The 11,118-nt window shown below is 72.2% G+C and carries 10 protein-coding genes and 1 rRNA gene; 4 read left to right on the forward strand and 7 right to left on the reverse strand.

The features are described from left to right. Positions 1–87 (forward strand): 5S ribosomal RNA (gene rrf, locus E1298_RS36970); the annotation flags it as partial. Between the two features lie 74 nt (positions 88–161). Here rrf and E1298_RS36975 read toward each other — a convergent pair. The 5 genes from E1298_RS36975 to E1298_RS36995 all read right to left on the reverse strand — a co-directional run bounded on the left by E1298_RS36975 (position 162) and on the right by E1298_RS36995 (position 6,564). Next, positions 162–1,814, reverse strand: a complete 1,653-nt coding sequence (locus E1298_RS36975) for a DNA repair helicase XPB (protein WP_131901754.1) — start codon at positions 1,812–1,814, stop codon at positions 162–164. Between the two features lie 157 nt (positions 1,815–1,971). Continuing rightward, positions 1,972–2,316 carry an ArsR/SmtB family transcription factor gene (locus tag E1298_RS36980; protein WP_131901756.1) on the reverse strand — a complete coding sequence of 115 codons (345 nt, stop codon included), beginning with the start codon at positions 2,314–2,316 and terminating at the stop codon, positions 1,972–1,974. A 62-nt stretch (positions 2,317–2,378) separates the two neighbouring features. Continuing rightward, positions 2,379–2,660, reverse strand: a complete 282-nt coding sequence (locus tag E1298_RS36985; protein ID WP_131901758.1) for a hypothetical protein — start codon at positions 2,658–2,660, stop codon at positions 2,379–2,381. Positions 2,661–3,320: 660 nt separating this feature from the next. Continuing rightward, positions 3,321–5,705 carry a helicase-associated domain-containing protein gene (locus E1298_RS36990; protein ID WP_131901760.1) on the reverse strand — a complete coding sequence of 795 codons (2,385 nt, stop codon included), beginning with the start codon at positions 5,703–5,705 and terminating at the stop codon, positions 3,321–3,323. Between the two features lie 241 nt (positions 5,706–5,946). Next, the gene (locus E1298_RS36995; RefSeq protein WP_165975857.1) at positions 5,947–6,564 is read right to left on the reverse strand and encodes a TetR/AcrR family transcriptional regulator; all 618 of its coding nucleotides are present in this window, start codon (positions 6,562–6,564) and stop codon (positions 5,947–5,949) included. 167 nt (positions 6,565–6,731) lie between these two features. On the opposite strand from E1298_RS36995, the gene E1298_RS37000 reads away from it, so the two are divergent. Further along, positions 6,732–7,223, forward strand: a complete 492-nt coding sequence (locus tag E1298_RS37000; protein ID WP_131901762.1) for a GNAT family N-acetyltransferase — start codon at positions 6,732–6,734, stop codon at positions 7,221–7,223. A gap of 56 nt (positions 7,224–7,279) precedes the next feature. On the opposite strand, the gene E1298_RS37005 is transcribed toward E1298_RS37000, so the two are convergent. Then, on the reverse strand, positions 7,280–7,732 hold the full coding sequence (locus E1298_RS37005) for a hypothetical protein (RefSeq protein ID WP_131901764.1): 453 nt from the start codon (positions 7,730–7,732) through the stop codon (positions 7,280–7,282). A gap of 386 nt (positions 7,733–8,118) precedes the next feature. Between E1298_RS37005 and E1298_RS37010 the strand changes: the two genes are divergently transcribed. Both E1298_RS37010 and E1298_RS37015 read left to right on the forward strand, forming a co-directional pair. Beyond that, the gene (locus tag E1298_RS37010) at positions 8,119–8,769 is read left to right on the forward strand and encodes an HAD family hydrolase (RefSeq protein ID WP_207945067.1); all 651 of its coding nucleotides are present in this window, start codon (positions 8,119–8,121) and stop codon (positions 8,767–8,769) included. A gap of 166 nt (positions 8,770–8,935) precedes the next feature. Continuing rightward, positions 8,936–9,331 carry a cold-shock protein gene (locus E1298_RS37015; protein WP_131901766.1) on the forward strand — a complete coding sequence of 132 codons (396 nt, stop codon included), beginning with the start codon at positions 8,936–8,938 and terminating at the stop codon, positions 9,329–9,331. A 46-nt stretch (positions 9,332–9,377) separates the two neighbouring features. Here the strand turns inward: E1298_RS37015 and E1298_RS37020 are convergent, their stop codons facing one another. Continuing rightward, the gene (locus tag E1298_RS37020) at positions 9,378–10,760 is read right to left on the reverse strand and encodes an MFS transporter (RefSeq protein WP_131901768.1); all 1,383 of its coding nucleotides are present in this window, start codon (positions 10,758–10,760) and stop codon (positions 9,378–9,380) included. Positions 10,761–11,118: the final 358 nt, after the last annotated feature.

An 11,118-nucleotide genomic window follows, 5' to 3' on the forward strand; every position in this document is an offset into this window, starting at 1 on the left:
GGTCCCATCCCGAACCCGGAAGTTAAGCCCTTCAGCGCCGATGGTACTGCACGGGAGACTGTGTGGGAGAGTAGGACACCGCCGGACTCATATTGCAGGAAGGGCCCCGCCACACGGCGGGGCCCTTTCTCATTTGCCCGGTGGATCATTTGTCCGGCGGATCAGATTTCTTCGCCGGCCAGCACGGCGTCGGCGTCCACAATTCGGTAGGCGTATCCCTGCTCGGCCAGGAAGCGCTGCCGGTGGGCGGCGTAGTCCTGGTCGAGCGTGTCGCGGGCGACGACGGCGTAGAACCGGGCGCCCTGGCCCGATGCCTTCGGGCGAAGGAGGCGGCCCAGGCGTTGGGCTTCTTCCTGCCGCGAACCGTAGGCCCCGGACACTTGGACGGCGACGGTGGCCTCGGGCAGGTCGATGGAGAAGTTCGCGACCTTCGACACGACGAGGACGTTGATCTCGCCGGAGCGGAAGGCGTCGAAGAGGCGTTCGCGTTCCCGGATGCGGGTCTCGCCCTTGATGACGGGGGCGTCCAGGAGTGCGCTGAGTTCGTCGAGCTGGTCGATGTACTGGCCGATGACGAGGGTCTGCTCGCCGCGGTGCCGGTCGACCAGGGCCTGAATGAGCTTGGTCTTGGTGTCGGTGGTGGCGCAGAAGCGGTACCGCTCCTCCGGCTCGGCGGTCGCGTAGGCGAGGCGCTCAGAGTCGGTGAGGGTGACGCGCACTTCGACGCAGTCGGCGGGGGCGATCCAGCCCTGCGTCTCCATGTCCTTCCACGGCGCGTCGTACCGCTTGGGGCCGATGAGGGAGAAGACGTCGCCCTCGCGGCCGTCCTCGCGGACGAGCGTGGCGGTGAGGCCGATGCGGCGGCGGGCCTGGAGGTCCGCGGTCATGCGGAAGATGGGCGCGGGCAGCAAATGGACCTCGTCGTAGACGACCAGGCCCCAGTCGCGGGCGTCGAAGAGCTCCAGGTGCGTGTAGACGCCCTTCCGGCGCGTGGTCATGATCTGGTAGGTGGCGATGGTGACCGGCCGGATCTCCTTCTTGGTGCCGGTGTACTCGCCGATCTCGTCCTCGGTGAGGGATGTGCGCCGGAGGAGCTCCTGCTTCCACTGGTGCGCCGAGACGGTGTTGGTGACGAGGATCAGGGTGGTCGCTCCGGCGCGCGCCATGGCGGCGGCGCCCACGATCGTCTTTCCGGCGCCGCAGGGCAGGACGACGACGCCGGAACCGCCGTTCCAGAACGCCTCCGCGGCGTCGCGCTGGTAGGAGCGCAGCGTCCAGCCGTCCTCGACGAGGGAGATCTGGTGGGCTTCGCCGTCCACGTACCCGGCGAGGTCCTCTGCGGGCCAGCCGAGCTTCAGCAGCGCCTGCTTGAGGGCGCCGCGCTCGCTCGGGTGGACGGCGACGGCGTCCTCGCCGACCCGGTCGCCGATCATGCCCTTGATCTTCTTGGCGCGCATCACCTCCTCCAGCACCGCGTGGTCCGAGGACGACAGGACGAGGCCGAGGGCGGGGTGCTTCTCCAGCCGCAGCCGCCCGTACCGCGCCATCGTGTCGGCCACATCGACCAGCAGGGCGTGCGGGACGGGGTAGCGGGAGAACTTCAGGAGCGTGTCGACGACCTGCTCGGCGTCGTGGCCGGCGGCGCGGGCGTTCCAGAGGGCGAGCGGCGTCACCCGGTAGGTGTGGACGTGCTCGGGCGCGCGTTCGAGCTCGGCGAACGGCGCGATCTCCTTGCGGCACGCGCCGGCCAGCTCGTGGTCGACCTCAAGCAGCAGTGTCTTGTCGGACTGGACGATGAGCGGACCGTCGGTCACGTGGAGCAGCCCCCGTATGGATTCGGTGATCGATGCCTCGCCCGGCGGCCGGGCACCCGCTGGTGCACCGTACCCGAGGTCCGGCGGCGCGGGGCGCCTTCTGGGCGAGACCCAGGTTGCAACGGTCGAGGCGGCCCTTCTCTTCCCCGTGATCTTTTCAGCGGTCGCCCGCAAGGGTGTCGACCGCTTCGGCGGACGGTCCGGAATCCACGGCGCTCAGCAGCGCGGGCAGGAGGCCGGGGAAGCGGGCGTCGAGGTCCTCGCGGCGGAGGGAAAGGAGGTTCTCGCGGCCGGAGGGGCGCTGCCAGATGACGCCGCTGTCGCGCAGGACGCGCCAGTGGTGGGTGAGGGTCGACTTGGACACCCCGTCCAGGATGCTGCCGCAGGAGTGCTCGCCGCCATCGGACAGGACGCCGATGATGCGCAGGCGCAGGGTGTTGCCCAGGGCAGACAGGACGTTCTCCAGCAGGATCTGCTCCCGCCCGGGGTGCTGAGCGATCATGCCCGCCAGTCTATGCGACCGTACGCGTACACGTGGACTGTGGTCGCCGCGTCGTCCGGCCCTCAGATGCCGGACGAGCCGCCGTAGTTGGACTCGGAGTTGACCACAAGGTAGAGGTACACCACGACGAACACGATGCCCGCGACCACGGAGACGCCGAAGAGTGCCCAGCTCCAGATCGTCAGCTTCCGCGCGGACGGGGGGTCGGTCTGGACGCGGCCCATCGCGATCGCGGCGGTGATGATGCCGGGGATGGCGACGATGTTGCAGCACAGGAGGACCGCGACGATGTTGCAGACGAGGGCCCCAATGGCGGAGGCGTTGCTTGCCGGGGCCTGGTACATCCCGGGAGGCCCGTAGGCGTACCCATACCCGGGTGGCTGCGCTCCCGGGCCGTAGGGGTTCGCGCCTGGAGGTCCATAGGCACCGCCCGCGTCCCAGCCTTGGTTTCCACCGTAAGGGTCCTGCCAGTCTGACGGCGGACGTCCTCCATACCCGCTCACAGGCGGCCTCCTCTCGCCGTCCGCCCCGCAGGGCCCACGCGGCCGCGGCCCGCACCGGAGTCGAGGGCACGCTACCGGCCCAAGATGTCACCCAGTTGGATAGCCGGAAAGGTGATGCGGTTCCCTCCCTGGTCGACGGGACGAGTCCAAGGGAGACGCCAAGCCCCGGCCAAGGGACCGCGAGTGTCCCTCCCAAGGAAGCGCACCAGGGGACTGCACTGCATGTAGCCGCGCCCAAGCACCGCAAGTGTCCTTCCAAGGGAGCGCACGAAGGTGCATGTAGCCTCGTCCAAGGACCGCGAGTGTCCTTCCAAGGGAGCGCGCGAAGGAATGCAAGTGCCGCGTCCAAGGACCGCAAGTGTCACGCGAGCGCGAAACTCTGACCGGTGGGGCGAAGCCGAAGGCGAGCCCCACCGGGAAGATCGCGAAGCGATGCCGCGCTCGCTCAAAGCACGGTCGGGGGGCGAGCCGCTAGGCGAGCTCCCCGGGCCGGGATTTGCATTAATCCAGCTCGGAGACGCCGGTGATGCGGTGGAGGGCGAAGCGGTGGACGGCGGCGCGAGTGGCGTCGTAGCCGGTGAGGAAGCCGCCCTCGACGCGGACGGGTTCCACGATGCGGCTGGACGCCTGGCCCTGCTGGTCGAGGTAGCCGATCCAGACGCGGCCGCCGCGCTCGACCGCGCCGCGCAGGCGGTCGATGGTGGCCATCGCCGGGGAGCGCGGTGGGTCGCCGGGCGGGGCGTCGGCGCGGAGGCGGGCCTGTTCGGCGCCGTGCCGGGACGCCTCGTCGCCGGCGCGCAGGGCGCGGACGGCAGCCGTGATCATCGACGCGTCGACCGTCTCGTCCGGCCGCAGCCGGACGATCTCGGCGGTGGGCGGCGGGTCGGCGCGCTGCGCGTCCGGGCGGGTGATGATCACGCCGCCGCCGGGGGACTCGGCCACCGGGGCGAGGCCCATGGCCCGGAGCGCGTCGAGCAGTTCGGCCCGGTGCATTCCGGACGCCAGGACGGTCGGGGCGAGCCGGTGCAGGCGGAGGGCGTCGGCGCGGCGATCGGCGAGGATCTCGTCGAGCGTGGCGGGCGAGTCCGTCCGGATGTAGGACGACAGGGAGCCGACCCGCAGGTGCCCGTGGCGGCGTGCCACGTCGTCGATGAGGTAGGTGAGCGGCTGCGGGAGCGGGGTCGCCGAGTGGCGGGTCAGAAGGCCGGTGACGTCGGCGGCGGTGCGGCCGGCGTCCAGGGCGCGCCGGATCGACTCGGGCGTGAACCGGTAGACGGTGGCGCCGCCCGTGGACTCGACGTCGGCGGCGAGTGCCAGTTCCCGGGCCAGGTCGGTGACGAGGGGGCCGGGTGCGACGGCGGTCAGGTCGGCCTGGATGAGGATCCGGTCGACCGGGTCGGGCAGGTACTTTTCCAGGCCGGGTTCGGGGTCGTCGCCGGCGAGCAGGTCGCGGGCGAAGGGGGCCAGCTCGCCGAATCCGGTGATGCCGAGCGCCGCGGCCTCGCGGAGCGTCCAGCCGAGCATGCGGTCACGGGCGGGGCCGCCGCGCCGGGGCCGCAGCCAGGCCAGCCGGACGCGGAGGGCGTCGGCGTCGACGGCCTTGCCGCGTCCGGCGTCCGCGAGGATCTGCAGCGCCGCGCGGCGGACGGACGGCGCGCTGCCGCGAACCATCGCCTCGCTCAGCGCGTTGATCAGCCGGTCGCGGTCGTCGCGCTCCCCGGCGAGCCCGGCCGCCCGGTCGGATTTCAGCCAGCCGCGCGCCAGCTCCGTCCAGCGCCCGGCGGTGTCGCGCATCAGCCACAGGTCGTAGGCGGGGGTCGGCATCCATTCGCCGTCGAGGTCGCCGCTGCGGGTGAGCAGGCCCGCCGCGTACGCGGTCTCGACGAGCAGCGCCGCCTTCCACTCCGGGACGTCCAGGAGGACCGCGACGGAGCGCAGGTCGCGGACGGCGAGGCCGCCGCTGCGCAGTACCGGCGGCGGCTCCAGTCCCCACCGCTCCAGCAGCTCCTCCATGAGCCGGACGGCGTTGAACGCCTCTCCCGCGGCGGCCCGGACGACCCTGTCTTCCCGCCGCTGGACGGCCTCGGCGTCCGTGTCCGCGGAGGACGAGTCGCTCAGCGGGGGCGGCCGGGTGGACAGGTCGCGGAACAGGCGGCCGCCGCGCAGGTGCAGCGCCACTTCGCGCGGCAGGGTGACGGTCCGGTCGTCCTCGGCCGCGAGGAGGCCGCGCGCGAGGAGCCGTTCGATGGGCGTGGTCGCCGTGTCCAGCCGGACGGGACGGCGCGCGTCGGCCACGCGGCCCACGGGCGGGCCCCAGGCGAGCTGTTCCAGGGCGGCCCGCGCGTCGGGACCCGCGTCCTCGATCAGCGGCCCGGGGGCGCTCAGCAGCTCCGTGAGGCGCTGCAGGAGCCTGCTGGAGTCGGTGAACCCGCGCGGTGCCTCGCCCGCCAAGTCGGTGACCAGTGTGGTGAGCCGATCGATGGGGTATCCGGCGAAGACCTCCTGGACGGGCGGGCCGAGCCCGGCGGGGTGCGGCAGGCCCTGCCGGACGCCCGGGGCCGTCGCCAGCGTCTCGTTCCCCCAGGCCAGCCCGTACCGCCGCAGCGTCTCGGCCGCGTCGTCGATCTCCTGCGGGGTGGCGCCTAGGGCGGTGGCGAGCGCGTCCGGGGTCGTGGGCGGGGGCAGGACGAGCAGGGCTTCCAGGACGGCGAGCGTGAACCGGTCGAGGCGGTCAAGGGCCCGGGAGATCGCGGTGGGCGTGGCGGCGCGCGCGGCGAGGGCGGTCAGGTCGGCGGGGACGGGGGCCAGCAGTTCCGGGCGCGCGGACAGCAGCGCACGAAGCTCGTCGTCGCCTCGTGCGCGCAGCCAGTCCGCGTACGTTTCCATGCCGTTCCCCAACTTTAGGTGGCGTCCGCACCCGCCGCGCCGGGCCCCTTCAGCGTAGGAGCAGGGGCGGGGGCGGCGTGGCGGCATGCGCTTTCCGGACGCCCCCCGGCCCGGGAGGAAACGCAGGCCAGGGCGGCGGACGCGGAACCGTGCCCGGGGACGCGGTACGGCGGGTCATCGCAAGCGCGCGCGTCGGGCGCTCGCCCGCCCGTGGTCCGTGCAGGGCGTCCGGGAGCGGACGTCAGGTGGCGGGTGTCCGCTCCAGGTTCACCAGCCCGAGGCCGAGCCGGGCCCAGCTTTGGACGAACCGCTTCTCGTCGATGCGGGTGGGCGGTTCGTACATCGACTCGTTGGCCAGCCAGTAGTTGACCACCGCGCCGCCGAGGATGGACGCGACGGCCGGCCAGTCCTCGTCGGAGCCCTCGAACTCGGGCTGCGCCGACAGCCAGGTGGCGATCCCGTTGTACAGCGGGTTGACGATGCCTTCGCGCATCTCGGCGACGAGGTTCGGGAACTGGTCGAGGTCGCGGAACAGCACCCGGATCAGGTCCTGCTCCTCGCGCATCTTGGCCAGGCCCGCCTGGCAGGTCATCCGCAGGCGGGTCTCCAGGGGGCGGTCGGCGAACGCGGTGGCCTGCTTCAGCACATCGCTGACCTGCCGGCGGGTCCGGTCGATGTGCTCGCGGATGGCGGAGGCGAGGACCTCCTCCTTGGACCGGAAGTGGCGGTACAGGCCGCCCGCGCCGGGGGAAAGGCCGGCGGCCGCCTCGATCTCCGCGACCGAGGTCGCGGTGTAGCCGCGGTCGGCGAACAGCCGGAGCGACTCGGCCACGATCCGCTCGCGCGTAGATGTCGTCATGATGATGAATTCCTCCGCAAGCACAGTAAGGCATCTTCGACCTGCGGGTCCCTGCGCGGGCTCCGGCGCGCCCGAATTCGTGATCTGGCTCCCGCCGGTCCAGGTGCGACTAGAGTTCTGTGCTTCGCGCCCCGTCGCCGGAAGGGGCGTCGCCGGAAGGGTCGACGATGGTCGTTTCTCCGCGGAAGGCGGGCCATGCGGCCTTCCTCCCCGAGGAGTTCGTGGTCCCCACGCTGGTCGCCGGACCCCGCTTCCAGATCCGCCCGATCACGGTGCACGACGTGGTCAAGGACTACGGTGCGGTGATCGGCAGCCTGGACCGGCTCGCGGGACGGTTCGGGCCCGAATGGGGATGGCCCGATCGTGAGTTCACCTTCGAGCAGGCCCTGATCGACGTCGCCTGGCTGCAGAAGGAGGGCCAGCTCCGGCGCTCGTTCAGCTACGTCGTCACCACGCCGGACGGGGAACGCCAGCTCGGCCGCATCCACGTCGCCCCGTCCGACATGAGGGGCGTGGACGCCGTGGTGGTGTTCTGGGTGCGCGCCGACGAGGAGAACTCCGCGCTGGAGAAGGAACTGGAGGAGTTCGTCCGCGAATGGGTCACGACGGCGTGGCCGTTCGAGGTCGTGCGCTTCCCCGGCCGCGACGCCGACGCCTGACCGGCGCCTGACCGCCTGACCGCCGCGTCCCGGCGCGCGGGTGCCTGGCCCCGCCTCTAGCGGGCCAGTCGGCGGGCGATGCCGACGAGGACGCGGCCGGCGACCAGGTAGACCAGGGCGGCGAGGCCGTAGTTGACCGCCACCTCGGCCTTCGGGTTCGCGGGCTGGAAGACGTCCTTGAACTCCCACGCCAGGTCAGTGGCCCGCTCGCCGAACCAGCGGACGAGGTCGTTCGCGGTGTTGGCCTCGAACGTGACGAACACGATGTGCACGGCGAGGATCAGCACGACGGCCGTGGTGACCAGCGAGATCGCGGTGGCGGCCAGTCCGGTGGCCCGCCTGCGCACGGCGGCGCCGGTGAACGACCACCGCGGCCGGGGGACGCGCCGGTCGCGGCCCCGGTCGCCGGGATCGGTGCGCGTCCCCGTCATGGCGCTCTCCTGCGGCGCGGTGCGCGCCCGCGCGGGTCCGGTCGCTCCGCCGCGGTCGTGGTCGGGATGGTGTGCCATGGCGCTGTCCTTCGGTGGGGCGGATGGGCCGCGGGTGCCGTCCGGCTGATCGTCCTTTGGGTTCCGGTGGGACGATCGATTCCTGTGTTTTCCCTGGTCAGTCGGTTCGTGGTCGGGGTCGCGGGTATATCGGCAGCACGGGAGGCCGTCGCGGCCGATCGGACAGGCCAGTTCCGGTCGGCGTGAAGGACGGCGGTCCCCGCGCGAGAAAGACCCCGCGCTCTCCTACTCGGATCCCGTCGCATCGCCACTAACAGGAGGGCGCGGGCACTCGCGCGTCTCAGGGCTGATGATCGGCCACAGGTGGCCGATCGTCCACCACCGTCGATCCGCGCGGCGCCGGGGTGCGGCTTTTCCGCCATACCGGGACCTTTACCCTGTGGAACGTGCCTGACCTCCCTTCTTCGGAAATCCCCGGTCGCGACGGTGCGGGGCTCGCCGTCGGCTTCGACCTCGACCTGACCCTGGCCGACACGCGCGCGGGTATCAGCGCGGTGTACGCCGCCATTGCCGCGGAGACCGGCGTACCCATCGACACCGACCTGGTCGTCAGACGCATCGGGCCGCCGCTGGAGGAGGAGCTTGCCTACTGGTTCCCGTCCGGTGAGGTGCCCGCGATGGCGGCCCGCTACAGGGCGCTCTACGCCGACATCGCCGTTCCCGCGACCGTGGTCATGCCGGGTGCCGTCGCCGCTCTGGAGGCCGTCCGGGCGCGGGGCGGCCGCGTCATCGTGGTCTCCGGCAAGAACCAGGCCGACACCGAGCGCACCGTCCGGTACCTGGGTCTGGGGGTGGACGCCGTCGTGGGCGGCCTCTTCGGCTCGGACAAGGGCGCGGCGCTGCGCGAGCACGGCGCCCGCGCCTATATCGGCGACCACACAGGGGACGTGGACGCCGCGCGGGCGGCCGCGGCGGTCGCGGTGGCCGTGGCCACCGGGTCGTTCGACTCAGCGGCTCTCACGGCCTACGGGGCCGACGTCGTCCTGCCCGACCTGCTGGCTTTTCCCGAGTGGCTCGGCGACTTCGCCGCCGCCTGACCCCGGGCGCCGTTGCGCCGGATTATTCAGATGCTGGAAAGCCCCTGGCCGGATAGCTTCTTCCCGTTGGCCCGCAGGCGTCGCGGGGGTCGCCGACGGTTCACCGGCTCGCGGTGAGGCACTAATCTTGGGGCCAATTCAGGACGATTACTAGACGAGGTCTCCCGTGCCGACTGGCAAGGTCAAGTGGTACGACTCCGACAAGGGATTCGGCTTCCTCACCCGCGACGACGGGGGCGAGGTGTTCGTGCACTCCTCGGCCCTGCCCGGCGGGGTGACGGCGCTCAAACCAGGCCAGCGCATCGAGTTCGGCGTGGTCGAGGGGCGGCGCGGCCAGCAGGCCCTGTCGGTGCGGGTCCTCGACACCCTGCCGTCGGTGGAGAAGACCATCGCCAAGCAGCGGCGCAAGAAGCCCGACGAGATGGTCCTCATCACCGAGGACCTCATCAAGCTCCTCGACGGGATCTCCAACACCTACCGGCGGGGCAAGCACCCGGCCCCGGCGGAGGCGAAGAAGATCGCCACCGTGCTCCGGGCGGTCGCCGACGACCTGGCCCCCTGACCGGGTCCGGCGGGGGCGGGCGTGGTGCGGGTGCGCGGCCGTCCGCTCAGGTGTGCATCTCGGGGTGGGCGTCGTTGAGCGTGGCGTGCTGCTTCTGGCGCTGCTTTTGCCGTTGCTTCTGGCGGCGGTGCTCTCGGTGGCCGCCCGTCCGCCGCGAGAGCAGCAGCGCCGACGCCAGCGCCAGCACGGCCGCGACGATCGCCATCGCCACCCGTCCGTCCGCGATGATCGACATGCCGAGGCCGAGCAGCCCGCCGACGACCCAGACGAGCTGGTGCAGGGTCTCGGAGACGGCGAAGGTGGACGAGCGCATCTCCTCGCCGATCTCCCGCTGGACCACCGCGTCCATGGAGAGCTTGCCGAGGACCTGGCCGAGCCCGGCCGCGGTGACCACCGCCAGCGCGGCCCACAGGCCGAAGAACACGGCGCTGGCGGCGGCGACGGCCGTGACGCCCGCGAGCGTCGCCGAGACGATCAGCCGGGGCGCCCGCGCCTTCATCCAGGCGCCGAGCGAGGTGCCGATCAGGCCGCCGGCCCCGGCGCACGTCGCCAGCATCCCCAGCGCGACGTTGGGCGACACGGGGTCGAACCGTTCCTGCCGTAGCAGGAACGCCAGGTAGAGGATCAGGAAGCCGGAGAACGCCCTCAGCACCGCGTTCGCCAGCATCGCCTCGGCCACGACCGGGCCGACGCGGGGAAGCGTCCGCCAATGCCTGCGCGGCTTCGTTTCTCCGGGGAGTCCGCTTGCGGGACCTTCGGCCAGCTCCTCGGAATCGTCAAGGGGGGCCTGGTCGACGTCCGGGACGTCCACGTGCTTGGGCAGCAGGATGGTGAAGACGACGCCCAGCAGGAACACCACGGTGGCGATCCGCAGCGTCCAGTCGGCCCCGGCGAGGACGGTGAGGCCCGCCCCGACCGGCGCGGCGACCGATGCCGCGATGAGCCCGGCGAACGACGCGCGCGCGTTGGCCGTCACCAGCGTGATCTGGTCGGGCAGGACGCGCGGCGTCACCGCGGCCCGCAGCACACCGAACGCCTTGGACAGCACCAGCACGCCGAACGCGGCGGGCAGGAACGTCACCTGGTCGCCGTGGAGCACCGCGCCGGCCATCGCCCAGCAGAGCAGGCCGCGGACCACGAACGTGGCGGCGATGGCGTAGCGGCGGGCGTGCCTCGTCCGGTCGAGCGCCGGGCCGATCAGCGGCGCGATGAGGGCGAACGGAGCCATCGTGACCAGCAGGTAGAGGGCGACCTGGCCGCGGGCCTGGTTGACGTCCAGGCCGAAGAACAGCGTTCCGGCCAGAGCGACCGTCAGCAGCGCGTCGCCCGCGGCGTTGATCGCGGACGCCTCGATCAGGCTGCCGAGCCCACTGCGCCCGGCGCCGTGCGCGTGCGTGACACGCCGGGTCAGCCGGCCCGTTCCCAGCATGCCGGAGCGCACGCCTCGGAGCGCCCGGCCCACGCCGCTGGCGCCGGCGCGGAAGGGTCGCCCGAGACGATGGGCGCGTGCCCCGTCTCCCATACGCCTTGATCTCTCCTTGCTGTGCTCGTCCGTGACGTCGTCGAGATACGGCTGTCGGAGTGGCTCAACTGAGGGTACGTTCCCTTCCTCGTGCCCGGCTCACCTCCCGGTTCGGGGCGTTCTCGGCGCGGCTACGGGCGATCTGGGCGGGTGCGGTGCCCGGCCACGTGCTTCCATAGGCGAGAATTGGCATGTGAGCCCACTGCGCCAGTCCAGCCCCGCGGGTCCCGCCACCGCGGGCCCCGCCTCCGGGCCCGCGGTGGCG

Origin of the sequence: Actinomadura rubrisoli (genome assembly GCF_004349215.1) — a bacterium.
GTDB classification, from domain to species: domain Bacteria; phylum Actinomycetota; class Actinomycetes; order Streptosporangiales; family Streptosporangiaceae; genus Spirillospora; species Spirillospora rubrisoli.